This is a genomic window from Paenibacillus sp. JNUCC-31 (genome assembly GCF_014844075.1).
Classification (GTDB): domain Bacteria; phylum Bacillota; class Bacilli; order Paenibacillales; family Paenibacillaceae; genus Paenibacillus.
This window is the reverse complement of the sequence record NZ_CP062165.1, coordinates 6981679-6998313: the sequence shown is the minus strand read 5'-3', so window position 1 is coordinate 6998313 and position 16635 is coordinate 6981679. Positions and strand designations below refer to the sequence as shown.

Genomic DNA, 16635 nt, shown 5'->3' with positions numbered 1-16635 from the left:
AAAATGTTGCACAAGAGAAATTCACTGAATTGAAAAAACGGACAGCTATTGACTGTCCGTTTCTATCTAGGATTTTGCATATTGTAAAATAGCTGCGGCTGCACGGACACGTAGGTCAGCTTCTTCGCTGTGCAACGCTTCTTTCAACACATCGAGGGCTTCTTTAACTGTGTCTTCATCTACTCTGACCGAAGAATGACTGTCTTCTTTAGTCGTTTCTGAGTTGACCGAGAGCCAGGGGTCCAATTGTGCCTGAGATATGGGATGTTCGAATTTCGCAATGATTGAATGTTGATTACGTAATGCCTGTACTTTGTCATTTAACTCCATCAGAGGGATACGTCCCAGCCAGGTAACACCTCTTCGGTGACATAGGGACTCTTCTCCCGTGCCGTTCGAATCATCGTAAAAATAATCGCCAAGATCCCCGACGTATGTCCATTCAGCATCATCTACCAGAACATAATCTCCATCCTGCATGATATACACAAACATATGGAGAGTCTCCAGTACTTGTGTCAGTTCCATCTCTCCGATCCCGTAACGTTGGATCAGTTGGTGCTTCCATTCTTCCGGTGGCTCGTGCTCCAGATCCCCTATCCCAGGCCAGGCAATGCCAATAAAGTTATTCTCCAGGAACGATGCGGTCCAGTTAATTCCTCGCAATGTTGATTGTATATGAAACAAATTCATGGTGTCCCTCCCTATTGTGATTTCAGGATTTATGCCTAAGTATATACCCCAGACATTCGTTTCTGCACTAAAATCAAACGAAGTTCTTCTTTCATTCTGGAAAAAAGCAATGCTTAATCGTTTATTACAAAGTCCTAAATTAGATTTTAGCTTACCGTTAGAACAAATCAGCCTCTGTTGTTCCTTAACATCCTCTCGATACTTGACTATCTACTACATGCTGTAGTAAGTTAGTCATACTACGTAGTGTAGTAATACCCTTTGTTATGGACGCATAGCGAAGTAAGGAGTGTTCACCGTGAACCAAATTCAAAAATTATCGGATACTGAAATGGAGCTGATGGAAGCGATCTGGGAGTGTGAGCCACCAGTCACCTCCACCGAACTGCTGCACCTGTTTTCACAAAGGGGTAAAGATTGGAAAGCGCAAACAATCTCCACCTTTCTCTCCCGGCTGGTAGACAAGGGAGCTCTTATGGCTACAAGGCATGGACGTACCAACAAGTATGTGCCTCGTATTTCGCCCGAAGATTACAAGTTACTGGAAACACAACAAGTCCTGGATGATTTATATCAAGGCTCAGTCAAAAATTTGATTTCAGCTTTGTATGACGGCGACAAACTCTCCGATCAAGACATTGCAGAGCTGAGACAATGGTTTTCGGAAAAGTAGGTGAATACTATGAATACTATTCTTGTATTATTGTCTACCTTGACCGTTGCCGGAAGTGTTGTCGTCGCTTTCATCTTGTTACTGCGCCTTTTTTCCTTTCAGGCTTTTCCAGCAAAATGGCGCTTTGGCATTGGGAAAATGGCTTTGGGTTTGTATCTATTGCCCATATTTTTTGCTTCTCACTGGGTGTTTACAAGGTTCATATCCAATGCAACAGTAACCAAGTTACCCTTAACAGTTGAACAGGGGTTGGCTGAGCCGTTCTATCTGGTTCCTTCCATCCCGGTACAGTCCATTTCAGCAAACCTAGCGCTCTCATTTATATGCGTATGGGCAGCTGGAGCCATAGTTTTTGCAGCATGGCAAATATATGGTTACCACAGGTTTCTCAAGAAACTAGAACTTACACGAACCATCGTGCCGAAGAACAGCGAAGTTGCCGAGCTGCTCCCGGTCGTCAAGAGAACTCTGGGTCTCAAAAGCGAGGTTCGACTTGCATATAGCTCCATGATTCGCAGTCCTTTTCTGATTGGGTTGTGGAAACCGACGATTTATCTGCCTTTGGAGAATGCAGCAAATGTGGATCTCACCCTGGTGCTTCATCATGAACTGATTCACCTGAAAAGGAAAGATTTATGGGTCAAGGCGCTCATATTGGTAGCTCGTGGGCTGCATTGGTTCAATCCGCTGATTCATACACTTTCCAGGGATATTCACATATGGAGTGAACTGTCCTGCGATGAAGAAGTCGTAAAGGGAATGTCCATTGCGGATCGTAAACGCTATGGGGAAATGATCCTGAACGTAGTCGCCGGATCAAGGATTTCACCCACCCCATTGTGCTCCTCACTATCCGGGGACGGCAAACAACTAAAAAGGAGATTAACCATGATGCTTAACGTAAAAAAAGTGAAAAAGAAAACCTTTGTTATAGCGATATCAGCGCTCTTTCTGGTTACTGCAATAAGTACCGTAACAACGGCTTGGGCCTCCAGCAATACGCCCAGGGTGGTTGCGAGTGAGGAAACAACTTCGGGGGTACCACGTCCATCGGCACAAGCCGAAGTTCGGGAAGACGCTTCTGTAGTACCACGCTCATCGGCACAAGCCGAAGCTCGGGAAGAAACTTCTGTAGCACCACGCCCATCGGCACAAGCCGAAGCTCGGGAAGAACCTTCTGTAGCACCACGCCCATCGGCACAAGCCGAAGCTCGGGAAGAAGCTTCTGTAGCACCACGCCCATCGGCACAAGCCGAAGTTCGGGAAGACGCTTCTGTAGCACCACGCCCATCGGCACAAGCCGGAGTTCGGGGAGAAGCTTCTGCAGCACCACGCCCACCGGCACAAGCAGAAGTTCGGGAAGCTCCTGGAGGACCACGTCCTTCGGCACAAGCCGAAGTTCAGGAAGCTCCTGCTGTAGCACGTCCTTCGGCACAAGCAGATGCCAGTCATTAAGGGCATTTTCAGGGAATCGCGACTTAACCAGGCATGATATAAAAAACTATAAGCAGCAGCCTTTGTCCAGCATTGGAACGAAGGCTGCTTGATTGTTTTGAAAAGAGAATTGGTGCAAAAAATGCTCAGTTCTCTTCTAAAAGGTAAAGACCAACAACAAAAATGTTGTTGGTCTTTACCTGTCCTCTTTCAGCGTTCAATTGTCTGTCGGCTAGGCTGAATAGCCTCCACACGACCGTGATCATGAACACGGTGGTCTTATTACTGTTCTTTATACACTCGGACGTAATCCACCTGCATGGTGGCCGGAATATCAGATGCGTTCGGAATCCGGCCGCCGTCAAAGTTTCCGCCGATCGCCAAGTTCATAATGAGGTAGAACGGCTCATCGAAAGGTGCGTTCGGATTATTCGGTGCGGCCGTGGAATACCACTGCTGGTTGGTGACTTTATAGAAAAACTTTCCGTCGACATACCATTTAATGTTGTCCTCTTCCCAGACTACAGAGTATACATGATAATCATTCGCAAAAGTTTGCCCTTCTGGGAAGTGGTAATCGCCACCCGAATACTGGTTCACGGGCCATTGTCCGCCAAAGTGTATGGTACCGCTTACTGAGCCAGGCAGACGTCCTCTCGCTTCCATAACATCAATTTCACCTGATGCAGCCCATGTGCCATATACCGAATCTTTTGGAAGCATCCAAAGTGCCGGCCAAACCCCGTCGCCTGTAGGCAGCTTGGCACGAAAATCGACTCTGCCATACTTCAAGGAGAGTTTATCCTTGGTATTAATCTTGCCAGAGGAGTACTTAGCATACCGATTCGGATCCTGCGGGAAGGATTTGTTGTCGTTCATGGCTTTGATATTCAGCTTTCCATCCTGGACAAATACATTCTGGGTGCTGTTCGTGTAATGCTGCAGTTCTGCGTTGCCCCAACCCCAGGTAGCAGGATCGTTATTGAGATAATAGCCAGTTTCATAGTTCCATTTACTTGTATCGAGCGTAGTTCCGGTGAATTCATCCTGCCAGATGAGATTCATACCCGAGATAGCCGGGTCGGTTGGAGTCCCGATCGCGATATCTTCTTGATCCGATACATCCGGACGCGGAGCATTTGGATTACCGATGAAGGTATAGTTGACGAAGTTGTTGCCAATATTTCCGCCCGCCTGTCCGTTCAGTGGATAACCGATACGGATTTGCATATTTTCCTGGATGGGCTGGAACCAAAGACCATAGATATAATCGGCCCAGTATCCCCACTGATTGGCAGCAGACATATTGTTGTAACCATTAGCGGAGTATGCAAACTTGCTCTGACTGGAGTTACTCAAATCCACCCATTGTCCATTGATGTTAATCTGGTATACAAAATTACCCAGTTCCTTGGCGATTGGCGCACCTCCGTCAATTTTGGGAAGCGGTACTCCAATGGAACCATTTGCATCTGCTGTAAAAGTTGTTCCTTCGTATGGCGTAATGACATATGAATTTCTTGTCGGTTCATTAAAGGTAATCGTATAAATGAGATTAGCCGAAGAAGTCTTTGATTCCAATTTGACATTGATCGATTCCGTTACGTTAAACCAGTAGCCACCGCCGCCATCAGTGAATTGGCCAAAATTGTGATCGTAGATCCAGCCGCTGGCTGCGTTATTATCAATATCAATCCAAGTGCTGCTGTTCACTGGTTTGACATACACCTTCAAATCATCCGCAACAGCTTCATAGGTGACCGCAGGATTATTGTTAAACGTTGGATATGTAAAGCCTGCACCGCCTGTGAAACTTGCTGTGATTTGTGGCCCTTGTGTCGGATTCATCGCTGTGATGGTTGTTTTGTTTATGTTTTGGAATACAAGTTGATATTCAAGCTTAACACCATTCGCTTTGGAGTACAGTTGAATTTCGGTTGTTGCGGAAAGGGTGAACCAATAGCCATTGAAGCCGCCATCGCTCCAGTGCCCCCAATTTTGGTTATAGATATAACCACCTTCTTGGTCAATATCAACCCAGTTGTTGCCTACTTTTACGTTCACACCCACGTCACTGTGAACATCATTCCAAGTAGCAGAGCCTCCATTGAACTTAGGCATGACAAATCCGTAACTGGCCTTGCCAACCCCTGATTTTGAAATAACAGGCCCGTCTGCTGGTGAGAAGTACTCCATTGAGGTAACGGTAGTTCCCGCTGCCTGAACCTTTGAAGCCGGCAATACGCCAACACTAACCAGCATCACAACCACTAGGAACATGCCAAATACCTTTTTCATCAACCGTTTCTCCGTAAAGTGAGATAGTTTCATCATTGCCCTCCTTTAATAGAATCATAGTTTCTCCCAATCTATGCGTATTAAGGAAATCGCTTACATGGGGGAATATCTTTATTCTATCGAATAGGTTAATTTGCTGAAAAGGTACATTTGTTTTTGTTGTATCCCATTTTTTTGGCTTTTGATTCAATTCGCATATTTAACATAGGAAATTGCCCGTTTGATTATGCTGTTTCATGGTGTAGCGTTATCGTACTGAGCTTCGTGCTCTGCTTTCTGCCGCATCATCTGTCGGTACTCTGTGGGTTGGATCTGCATCACAAGGCGGAACGCCCGTGTGAAGCTTTTGTAGCTTTCATAGCCAACCATAGCAGCCACCTCAACAATTTTATGATCGGTTTCGGCCAGGAGTCGCCGCGCTTTATTCAGACGCACATCTCGCAGGTATTCGGCAAAACCTTTACCCATATTCTTCTTAAACAGATTTGAGAAATAGGCATAATTAAGCGACACATGATTGGATACCATCGCGAGGTCCAGCGGTTTATGGTAACTCTCGTGTATAAAACGAATGGCTTCATTTAAGTCCTGCGAATGGCGATAGCTGCACTTATATTCAAAATAGAACTGATTCAGCCGAAGAAGCTGCTGTTGCAGCGCCTGCATATAATCGCGCATCCCCGGATAATCGAAGAGATTACGCACAGACTCAAGGTCCAGTGCTTCTTCCCCCATATAAGGGCGAATAACTCGTTCGTATTCCTCCATCATCTGCACGGTGGCGGCGCAGAGCTGTTGGGTATAGCGAATAGGATAGCGTTGCAGCACATTTTTGTGAAATATAGCGGAAATACCCTGAGTAATTATACTACTGTTGTCGGTTCCAACGGACTGGAACAGTTCATATAAGTCTTCATAGGGAAGTTGCCACTGCTGATCCATATGCTCAATATGTGTTGGCAGGATACTGTACTGATCTGGAAACAGGTAACTATGGCGATAGAGCTCAAGCACTTGTGTATAGCTGCCTGGCAGCCCCTTTAACCCTTGAATCGGGTTAGTCATGGCCGTTATCGCATCAATCTTTCCTCCCTTGAGCGCTGCAGGCAAAACACCTGGATCTATCGACGCATCTACCGCAAGAATCAGGTACGGGCGGTGTTGCAGACAAATACAACCTTGTCTGCCAAACACACGATAAGCAATGGCTTCCATGCTATGGGCGCTGCTGGCTCCGGGCTGATTAATCCAACATTTCTCCCGTAGCAGGCACAGGCGATAGTTGCACCAGAGGGTAGGATTTTGTTGCTGAATCTGAAGAATCCATGCGTCATCGCTTAACGCACCTTGCATAAACATTCGTAATTCTTTACGATCTGTCTCTTGGGCGAGACGGGATACATGCTGCATGTTAAAGGTAAGTGCCTGCCGTGTTTGGATTTCTTGCCATATATGCTCTAGCGAAGTTTGCAGATCCTCTCGCTTCAACGGTTTTAGCAAGTAGCCCTTTGCCCCAAGTCCGATGGCTTTTTGGGCATATGTAAAATCACTATAACCACTGATAATGAGATATTCCAGCTCGATTCGCTCCTCTTTGGTTTGTGCCATGAGTGCAAGTCCATCCATATCCGGCATCTTAATATCGGTAATAACGATGTGGATGCTATGCTGGCGCAAAAGGCTTAGTGCCTCTACTCCGCTCGCGGCACAGTAAATGTGGTTCAGTTCCAGAGGAAATTGAAGTAGCATCGCCTGCAGACCATCACGGATGTGCTTTTGATCGTCCACAATCAGAATATTGATCATATCCTACCACCCTCCAAGATTTGCATTTTCCCAAGGCAAGCGTATCGTTACACAGGTATAAGCACCCTGAACACTCTCAATCCAAAGACCGCAATTCTTGCCATAATGAAGCTGCAGTCGCTTATTTACGTTTTCCAAACCAAGACCGTTCTTGCTGGAAACAATCGGCGTATCCGAGTCGCTCCGCAGTACCGCTTGCAATCGGATTAACATCTCCGGCTCTATCCCTGCTCCATCATCTCGTATGTTAATGAGGAGCAGACTGTCATCCACTGAAAAGGTAATCTGTATAGACACACTGCCACCTGAAGGTGCCGCGTGATGAACTGCATTTTCAACGATGGGCTGCATACACATCTTGGGAATGGCATAGCGAAGTATCTCCTGAGGAAGATCCGCTGTCATAACGATATTGCTGCCTTCCATAAAGTTGATAAATTCAACATAACTTTGGATATTGGCAAGCTCTTCACGAAGGGCAACGGTATCACTTCGCCACTGCATGCTGTAGCGTAGCTGGGAGCCCAACGACACCAATGAATTAGCTATAGCAGGCTGCCTCTGTACCTCTGCCACCATACGGATCGATTCCAGAGCGTTGTATAAAAAATGGGAGTTCATCTGCGAATGCAGGGAGTGCAACTGTGCGTTTTTGGCAATCAACTGTTTATCCACAACTTGTGTCATCAGATGTTTGACTTCATGTAACATTTTATTGTAGTTCACAGCTACCTCATCGATTTCATCCCCTCTTTCGTTCTCCTCAAGGCCGGTATCAATCATTGCATCCAGTTGCCCTTTCCGTACCTGACGCATTGAAGCCAGTACGCTGTCCAGCCTTCGGAAAATGCGCCGAGTTGTATGTGATACGAGTAGCAAGAGCAGCAGCAGTACACACAATGTAATCGTTACCACAAATGCATACCAACTGCGAGGCCCCTTCATCAACGCCTGATGGGAGGCAATATCGACCACATAAGTATTCAACGGAGCAATGTACCGGTATAGTGCATAGTAGCTCTGTTCTCCAACCTTAACCTTGACGGGACTTTCCTGTGGCAGTACGTTCAACTGGCGATGGATACTGCCAAGAATCTCGTCCAATCCCTGCCCGGACTTTTGAGAAAATTCATGCTGGGGATTGTAAACATACTGGGGAGGATCGCTTTCGTTCATCAAAACTGAAAAGAAGTCCCCCTTGCTCTCCTGGAGCAGGTCATTGAAAAACATGCTGTGCGGGACGCGAATTTCCATGATACTAGGACGTTTTTGTTCCTGCCCCTGAAGGCGAACCAAACGGTAGTAGGATAACGTATGTTCACCATCCTTAAAAGAAAATAAACGGTAAGCCGCGCCACCTTCATCCCGAAGCTTTACCCAATAATCCTGCGGCCAAAATTTCTGATAATGATAGATTTCAGGCCATATTTCATACAAGTTCGGGTTATCGACGTAAAAGCTAAGCTCACTAATCATCGCATTGCTCTGAATGATATTATGCATCTGCTCAAACTGGTTTTGCTTAAATTTTACTAGTCGAAGTCCATCCACAAGCATATTGGAATGGATAAAATCCACAAATGATTTTTGAGTTAGCGCGGTAGTGGAAGCGTTCTCAATGGTATTCATTCTGCTGCGCAATTGTTCGTTTAGCCATGAAACGTGGCTGTTTCCCACTGCCATAGCATCCTTGTATAGCTGGTTTTCTTGCATGCGGATATACAAAAAGGATACCAAAATAACAGGTATGGCAATCATCAGGCTAAACGCCAAAAACAGCTTCTGGGATATACGGGCATTCCGGTAAAGTTTCCTCAATCTAGCCAGTAGGTATTTCATTCTGATGCCCTCACCACCTTTGTTATACCATATATTACAAGTTAGCTGATAGAGAGCAAGGATGTTAAGGAATGATTATTTAGCCATCTTGGCTTTTCTCGCATCCAGCTCGGCCTGACGGTATTCCATCACCTGATTAAACCCGTAATTCACACGACGTGCAAAGAAATTTTCGAATATTTTATCAAAAGCAGCTTCATCCTTGGCTGTGATCAGTTCAGGCAGTACTTCATCCCAATTCTGAGAAATACGTGACCAGGCTAATGCTATATCGGAATCTCCTACAGGATCTAATCCCTTATAGATGCCGCTGTCCAGGTCGGCCTGTTGGTTGGCGAACTCCTCCATTTGCTTAATGGATGGGGCCTTCTCCGGTCTCCACGGGTTAACGAAAGCAGGATTTCGCAGCATCCAGTAGGTATCCATGATGCCATATTCCTTTTCCAGCCGCTCCCTATCCATATCAAGCAACTCGACCATGTCTGCCGTCAACTGCGGTTTACCATTCTCCATCGCCCAGGTTTCGCCTTCTTTGCCCAAAAATACATCCCTCTGGCCTTCTTCGCTGGCCAGATAGGTCAAAAAGCGGATAGCTCGTTCAGGGTTTTTGGTGGATTTGCTAATCATCGTAACCATCCAGCCATCCATGCTGCCGGGAAACAGTTTGGCGGGTTCTCCCCTGCTGTTGCGGGGTCCATCCATAGCAATATAGGATGAGCTCTGGTTCGTACGGACTGCCAATTTCGAATTGAGGTCCGATATGTCTGTCCATTCCCGAATCATCATAAAATATTGGGCATGGTTGGTTTTTTCCTGTACCTGTGCACTCGAGTCAACCAGAAAATCCACATTAATCAGGCCTTGCTCATAAGCGGTACGAAATGTTTTCAGCCACTGAATATAATCGGGATCTGTAATACGGTCGTATACTTTACCATTCTGTTCATGGGGAATCGCGAGCAGATTTTGCAAATATTCGGTCATCCCGTAGGATGCATTCCCCTGTGCCCAAAATGGACTGATCAGTTGGCCTTTATAGACAGAATATTGATTCTTCAGCAATTGCAGTGCATTTAGAAAACCTTTCGGCGTGCTGAGGTCCGGTTTGCCCATCGACTCATACAGATCTTTACGTACGAGAAAGGTTTGGTTCGCTCCCGTCAGGCCGGTTGCACGCATCTGTTCGGGACTGTACGCATCATTGGGAATGACGTAGGTATGGCCGTCTTCCTGCCGATACCATTGTAGAGCACCATCACCTGCTACCTTGTAAAAGTACGGATCATACTGGTTGGCCAGCTCATCCAGGGCATAGATGAGGTTGCTCTCCCGAAGCTTGTTAACCGCACTTTCCCAGGAGCCGATGGTTATCAAATCCGGCAAACTACCGGACGTTAACATCCGTGATAACATCTCGCTTGGTTCACCGGTTGGCACTACAAATTCAATATTGACTCCTGTTTTTTGGGTGACATATTTGGAAGTCAGACTCTCACCCCAAATGTGCCCGTACCATTCGGCTCCAACGAACCACGTTACATTCACGGGTGTGGTATCCAGCTTCCATGCCGGTTCTTCCGGATTAAGCCTGAAACTCTGCACCTGCTCCGTTGAGTCAGCTTTTCTCGAAGCAGCCTTATCTTCCGCTTGCCCTGAGTTGGAACAAGCAGCCAAGCCTGACATCAGAAATATCATCAACAAGGCTAAGATGAAAGGGCTACGAACCATAAACATCTGAGCGTCTCCTTTCTATATTGGCCATCTGCAATCCCCATCTGCATCAGCATTCATACAACTGGTGGTACAACCGATTTTACTATCCTTGGATTAAAATGGAAATGATTTAGTTATCGTTCTTCAGATGATTCGCATCATGCCCCCCTAACGAAACACAATCATACCCGCGATCATTGGGTCGATCATTGCCCTGCTGATTTTCTTTTCTCTGACGCGGTGGAGCGTTCCGAAGGCTTTAACAAGCAGTGACGTAAACCTGTTGTATATTGGATAATCATGATCAGAGACGCTGCGACACAGCGACTTTCACCGGGGTTATTTTTTGGAAGTAAAGGTACGTTCTTATGTATAGGATAAAAAGGCCCGAACCAGTAATCTTAGATAGATTAACAATTCGAGCCAGGCTTCTTTATGTTTTACATCCTCTTTATTGGAGTTCCGTTCGGTTGCTGCTTATGCAAATATACGATGAATCAAGCTTAAGCACTCGGAACGTTCAGCAGTTCTTCAAAAGCCAGGATGTTGGTTTCAAACTGCGGTACGGTCTGTGCTTCTTCTGCCGCTTGCACCAACTGAACCACCAAATCATGGTACGGTGTTGCAATCCCCGTTCCTTTCGCCTTGCTTGAAACCACTCCGTTGATAAAATTAATTTCCGTTTTGCGTTTTTTCTCCAAATCCTGCAGCATGCTCGCTTTGAGCAATCTCGAAGGCTCCATCACATAACGCAAGGTCTGAATGCGTTCAGCAATGTCTGATTCGTTGAGAAGCTCCAGTGAGGCGATATCGAATTCGTTCATTTTCACAAAGGAAACGCCGTTTGCATGTCCGACTTTAATCGTTTCATCCGCGATATGAACCGCACTTCGAATGCCCGCTTCATGATCCAGGATGTCTCCATATTCACCATTCAGTGCTGCAGATAAACCGCTGTATGCGTTGTTGATCAGCAGTTTGGACCACTTTGTTCCAACGAGATTATCGGAGATGTGTGTACCCCCGACCAGATCCAGAACTTCTTTTACACGCTGAATCCGATCGGTATGTTCTCCGTTCAATTCACCAATCTGGAAAGCATACTGTTTGAATGTAGTGTACGCTGTGGTCAGGCTTGAAACACCAGGCTCAATAAACGTAGCGCCGAATTCGACGGAGCCGGCTATGACCCGTTTTGCCCCCACAATGGACGAGACGTTGTCCTCCGGAATTCCGTTTTGCAGGGAGCATACCATGCTGTCCTCATGCAAGAACGGAAGCAATTCCTGTAGCACCGACTCATTATACAACTGTTTGGTCAATAGCAGCACGAGATCATATGACCCTGACTTTTGCTCAGGGGTAATCGCTTTTACTTTCGCTTGAAACTCCGTTGTTCCGGTCACTTTGGCACCCGTCTGATTAAGGGCATTCACATGCTCCTGATAAGCATCAATTTTATTGCCCAGCCTTCACTTAGTCTGACAATCAAGAGATTGGAGGATGAATTGGGAACCACCCTTTTTCACAGGAAAGGAAGAAATATCGAATTGAATGCGTCGGGAGAAATCCTGCTGAAACATGTGAACCGGATTTTTGTTGAACTTGAGAATGCAAAGCTTGCGATGCAGGAGAAGGAACATGAGCTTTCCAAGCTGATCCGAATCTCGATCTCGAATTCCAGATTTCTCTCTGGCCTGATTAGTGAATATATTCAAGGTTTTTCCGAGTCTCAGATTCATCAAGGGATTGCAAGCCGGAGTGACATCATCACCCAGTTGAAAATGGGAGAGGTAGATCTCGTCATCACCGGTCACCACCCGATTCAGGATGAAGAGATTGAAGGCCATGTGCTGGTTGAGGAAGACATCGTTTTGGTTGTGCCATCCAAATATACTTACGGCGGAGACGAGAACATTTATCTAAGTGCTGTCGCAAGCGCACCCTTCATTTCCCTTGCCAATAATGAAGAATATAGCCGCTTTACTACGATGTTATGCGAGAAGGCCGGCTTTGTTCCCCATCACGCTTTTGAAGTCGATTCTCCTACACTGGTCGAGATTATCAAGCTGGATCAGGGCGTTGCACTGCTTCCCGTTTCCGTCTGCCGTAATCTGGGGATGCATTATGTATCCATTGCTGACCAGACAGCGATATATCCGATCAGTTTGTCCTGGATGAAACATCGGATGTTATCTCCGTCCATTCAGCAGTTTCGTGCATTTATTACCTCGTACTATGAGTCGAATGCCGCCCTGTATAAGGTACATCATGATATCCGTTGAAAGAAAGACCAAAAGACCACGAGTTTCCCGGTAAGGGAAGCTGTGGTCTCTGTGCTGTGTATAAGTGGTCTGCTCCCAAAATGAACGGAGTATATTCCGGTTCACACGACGACTTTAATTAGGTTCAGGAAACTGTCAATCCGTGTTTATACCAGCCCTCAGGGATCATCTCCCGCTCAAGTTCGAGCAGTTCGGCAATGATCTTGTCTGCATCACGGATGGAGTTCACAAGTGGATCGGTGAGCATTGCCCTTCTCAGTTTCTCATAGCTTTGCTCCACGACAGCCTCGGCTGTAAGTTCATGTGTATCCAGCACCACCTCCTGCATGCCCCGAATTCCCCTTGGCATCTCGCCAACATGAAGCGGCTTCACGCCGTCCATGCTCACATCGCAGAGCAGTTCCAGGAATGAATCTTCATTCATATTGGTTACCGCGCCTTGATTCAGCGTGTTGATGAAGAACTTTTTGCCCAAATTCCCTACCATATTCTCAATAATGTCCGTTGCGTGATCCGGACCAAAGGTGCTCATATAATCGGTAATCGGAATCTCGCCAGAGAGAAAGTCATCTACCTGCTGCCACATTTCGTCGTGACGCTGATATCGCTCTTCCGTTTCCCAGATCGACAAAGGCGGGATGGCGTCCGACGTTTGGCCCAGACCTTGCCAATACCGTACGTATTCCTTTGTGTGCGCCGTACAGGTGGGAATGATCCCAAAGATGTCATACAGCTCATAGGTGATCGCGTCGTTGAAAATCGCTTTGGCACCGCGATCGCCGCCATTGTTCTCATCCCCTGCCATTAGGCGCATGGCTTCCGCGATGTTGGGCATCACATTTTGCCCTTCATACTCGGCTTTGAGCAGCCATGTGAAATGGTTGACACCAGCGATGCGAAAATCGAACTTCCGGTCAATCTCTTCGGTGAACTCGCTATGATCTCCAATAATACCAGCTCGAACGGCGTAATAGGCTTTCTTATGGGGCATATGATGACTATCGCAGAGTGCAAATGATTTGAGCTGCGGTGCATAACGATGCAGTGCAATGCCATGAACTGTAGACGGATTAATGTAATTAATCACCCACGCCTCCGGGCATAACTCTTCGATGTCTTTCGCACATTCCATAATAATCGGCAGTTCCCGCATTGCCCGAAAGATCCCGCCTGGACCAATCGTATCCCCGGAACACATGCGAATGCCGTACTTCAAAGAGACCTGACAGTCGATTCCCCGGTATTTCACCGATTGCTCTGCAAAGCTGAGTACAACGAAATCAGCCCCCGGCAGTACCTTTCTGCGGTCCACCGAACCTTCCACTTTAAGAGAAACGTTGTTTTCCCGAGCGACCATCTCGGCCAGTCTTACCATTTTCGTAAGTCTCTCCTCGTCCGTATCCACCAGCGCAAGTGTTCCCTGATTCAGGTATGGCGAGTGAACCATCTGCCAGATGGACTGACGACCAAAGAACAGGCTGCCTGCTCCAATGACAACGACTTTGGGGTGCTGCATATTTGCTGGATTCATCCATGACGCCTCCTTGTAAGATATAAGTCCATTATAGGGGAGTGATCTGGAATCGGAATGGATGATAGTTTTCAAAACATGTCATATAGTATGATACTTAACAAGAGTTAAATCCTTTGATATATTAGTGAAAATTGAAGGATGTCATAAAGTGGAGAAGGATGAAGTAAAACTTATGTATACACGCCCTGTAAATAGGAGCATCATCGACGAACTTTCGGAACATGTTACACTTCGCATGAGTTCTTACCTGGAACAGGCTCATGACGGAAAATGGATCGAACACAAATCACATTCCGATTATGATCTGTGGTTCATTACAGCGGGCTCTGTCAAGATCACGATCCATGGAATGGAACATATCGCAGCTCCGGGTGATGTCGTATTTTTTTATCCAGATATGCCCTATACAGCCTCGGCGACCGGAGAGTTGTGCCAATTCATCTATATGCATTTTGATTTCAGCATCAGCGAACAACGGCGAATTCTGGAGCAGTTCCAACTTTCTGGCATTGTGCCGGGAAAACGGATCTGTGAGGAAACGGCACTGTTCATCTCTTCTTACCAACGGCTCAAACATGGCAGCGTTGCTTCCGGAAGCCCGCTTTATTTAAAAGCTACCCTGCTGCTTGTCATTTCGAAGATTCTGGAGCTTCATGGGCAGGGGCTGTACAATGGCGAGTTTCTTAAGGATGGCCAACGGAATAAAACGGAAGGAAATCTGGGGGTTCTGCAAGGTGTTTTTCAATACGTCGATGCGAATCTGCATCGCCCCATTCGGGTTCATGAGCTTGCGTCCATAGCCGGCGTCTCCGAGAAATATTTTATCTCGCTGTTCAAGAAAACGCTGGGCATAACACCTGGTCAGTATATGAATCAGATTAAAATGAACCGGGCCAGGGACTATTTATATGAGAAAAAATATACGATCCAGCAAATTGCCGGATTCCTGGGTTACCCCGACCCCTTTACGTTCTCGAAAGCGTTCAAAAAAGTGTACCATGTGCCGCCTTCCAAATTTGAATAGCTTGCCGAAAGCAAAGAGGCAATCGGTACATACCGACGGCCTCTCCATTTTGATTAAATTGCCTGGTTATTTATGGCTTGCAAGTGAATTCCCCTACCGTTCCCCATATGCAAAAGGGGCTTCCGTGGAATACATCTCATGGAAAAATCCTTTGTACGGGATGGTTTCTTCCATACATTTGATCAGATATAGCACTTCCTCGTCATCGCCTTCCGTTTCTTCTCCGCTACGTTGCATGACTTCAAAATGGTCCAGAATATTCTCCAAAAGGGTAACTTGAATAAATAAAGGCAGCTTTTCCAGCATGTCATCCGCGATGGCGGTTTCGGAAGCATATCCTTCAAGTACAACTCGGAAATAGTCATTCATGAATTGCTTGCGTTTGTCTGCATCTGATTCGAATTGAATCCAGCCGACTCCGTTTGACCACAGGGCTGCGAGGTCGTACATATACCAACCGAAACAGGAATTGTCGAAATCATACACCGTAATTTGGCCTGTATCATAATCAATCGAATAATTCCCGTCGTTATAATCGAAATGGATCATGCCATAGGTCTCCTGGCTCGTATCCAATTCTTTTACCGATTGAAGAAGTTCAATCATCTTGTCTCTGAGTAAAGGGAAAGAATCAGGGATCACTCTCTTGATATACTCCGAATTGTAGGTGCTCGAAAAATGCGGCCTGCGATGAACGGGTGCATAGCTTTTCGATAGCTGATGCATTTGGCCCAGAACTTTGCCACAATTATAGTAGTACTCGGTAACAGGAACCCCTTCCCGGTACTGATAATGGTTTTCTACCAACAACTTTCCATTAGCCTTCACGAACATACAGACATAGAACGTGTGATCATTATAGGCGATCTCTTCGAGCAGATGACCCATTTTCGAGGGGACAACTTTGGAGACGCTGGCTCCATGCTCATACAAATAGCGGACATATTCGAGCTCTGCCAGATAATCTTCACGGTTTCGGTCAGGTAAAAATGAAATTCGGAGGATTCTGGATTCATGATCCTCTCGCTCACAGGTGTACACGATATTCCGCCCGCCCTCATGTGGCGGGATAAGCTGAACTTGGTAATCCTCCAAGTCAAATAACTTGCATGCGCTTGCAAGTAAGTGAGTATTGCTAATATGAACCGCTTCGTTAAAATTAATAATGATCTCCTCCAGTAAACATTGATGGGACGGTTTCCCGCACTGCAATGTCCACAAAAGAAATCCCTAAACCGCAAATATCCTTTCGTGGACCTAAAGCACAATCACCTTGTTAGACATTAAATTCACTCCTTTTGTTTGGATGTATACAATTTAACCTATAATTCCATAT

General features: G+C 46.2%; 11 protein-coding genes and 1 pseudogene. 4 read left to right on the top strand and 8 right to left on the bottom strand.

Features of this window, described 5'->3' with window-relative positions:
- Positions 1-66: 66 nt before the first annotated feature.
- Positions 67-693, bottom strand: coding sequence for a hypothetical protein (locus JNUCC31_RS30725; protein WP_192267078.1), 627 nt, complete (start codon positions 691-693; stop codon positions 67-69).
- Between the two features lie 298 nt (positions 694-991).
- Here JNUCC31_RS30725 and JNUCC31_RS30720 point away from each other — a divergent pair, with 298 nt between their 5' ends.
- Both JNUCC31_RS30720 and JNUCC31_RS30715 read left to right on the top strand, forming a co-directional pair.
- Positions 992-1366 (top strand): BlaI/MecI/CopY family transcriptional regulator, encoded by a 375-nt coding sequence (locus JNUCC31_RS30720; RefSeq protein WP_192267077.1) that lies wholly within the window; start codon positions 992-994, stop codon positions 1364-1366.
- A 9-nt stretch (positions 1367-1375) separates the two neighbouring features.
- Positions 1376-2821 carry a M56 family metallopeptidase gene (locus JNUCC31_RS30715; RefSeq protein ID WP_192267076.1) on the top strand — a complete coding sequence of 482 codons (1446 nt, stop codon included), beginning with the start codon at positions 1376-1378 and terminating at the stop codon, positions 2819-2821.
- 261 nt (positions 2822-3082) lie between these two features.
- Here JNUCC31_RS30715 and JNUCC31_RS30710 read toward each other — a convergent pair whose 3' ends face one another.
- The 5 genes and pseudogenes from JNUCC31_RS30710 to JNUCC31_RS30690 form a co-directional block, all read right to left on the bottom strand.
- A complete protein-coding gene (locus JNUCC31_RS30710; protein WP_228469798.1) occupies positions 3083-5131 on the bottom strand; it encodes a glycoside hydrolase family 16 protein in 2049 nt (682 codons plus the stop codon).
- Between the two features lie 201 nt (positions 5132-5332).
- Positions 5333-6904 carry a response regulator gene (locus JNUCC31_RS30705; protein ID WP_192267075.1) on the bottom strand — a complete coding sequence of 524 codons (1572 nt, stop codon included), beginning with the start codon at positions 6902-6904 and terminating at the stop codon, positions 5333-5335.
- Positions 6905-6907: 3 nt separating this feature from the next.
- The gene (locus JNUCC31_RS30700; RefSeq protein WP_192267074.1) at positions 6908-8743 is read right to left on the bottom strand and encodes a sensor histidine kinase; all 1836 of its coding nucleotides are present in this window, start codon (positions 8741-8743) and stop codon (positions 6908-6910) included.
- Between the two features lie 75 nt (positions 8744-8818).
- Complete coding sequence (locus tag JNUCC31_RS30695; protein ID WP_192267073.1) at positions 8819-10477, bottom strand: extracellular solute-binding protein; 1659 nt, start codon at positions 10475-10477, stop codon at positions 8819-8821.
- Between the two features lie 482 nt (positions 10478-10959).
- Positions 10960-11913 (bottom strand): annotated as a pseudogene (locus JNUCC31_RS30690) (ketopantoate reductase family protein); the annotation flags it as partial.
- Between JNUCC31_RS30690 and JNUCC31_RS30685 the strand changes: the two are divergent.
- Positions 11893-12741 carry a LysR family transcriptional regulator gene (locus JNUCC31_RS30685; protein WP_192267072.1) on the top strand — a complete coding sequence of 283 codons (849 nt, stop codon included), beginning with the start codon at positions 11893-11895 and terminating at the stop codon, positions 12739-12741. The pseudogene JNUCC31_RS30690 and the gene JNUCC31_RS30685 sit on opposite strands and share 21 nt — an antisense overlap.
- A gap of 124 nt (positions 12742-12865) precedes the next feature.
- Here JNUCC31_RS30685 and JNUCC31_RS30680 read toward each other — a convergent pair whose 3' ends face one another.
- The gene (locus JNUCC31_RS30680; RefSeq protein ID WP_192267071.1) at positions 12866-14272 is read right to left on the bottom strand and encodes a family 4 glycosyl hydrolase; all 1407 of its coding nucleotides are present in this window, start codon (positions 14270-14272) and stop codon (positions 12866-12868) included.
- A gap of 175 nt (positions 14273-14447) precedes the next feature.
- On the opposite strand from JNUCC31_RS30680, the gene JNUCC31_RS30675 reads away from it, so the two are divergent.
- A complete protein-coding gene (locus tag JNUCC31_RS30675; RefSeq protein ID WP_192267070.1) occupies positions 14448-15299 on the top strand; it encodes an AraC family transcriptional regulator in 852 nt (283 codons plus the stop codon).
- Between the two features lie 93 nt (positions 15300-15392).
- Here JNUCC31_RS30675 and JNUCC31_RS30670 read toward each other — a convergent pair whose 3' ends face one another.
- On the bottom strand, positions 15393-16520 hold the full coding sequence (locus JNUCC31_RS30670; RefSeq protein WP_228469329.1) for a phosphotransferase enzyme family protein: 1128 nt from the start codon (positions 16518-16520) through the stop codon (positions 15393-15395).
- Positions 16521-16635 lie beyond the last annotated feature (115 nt).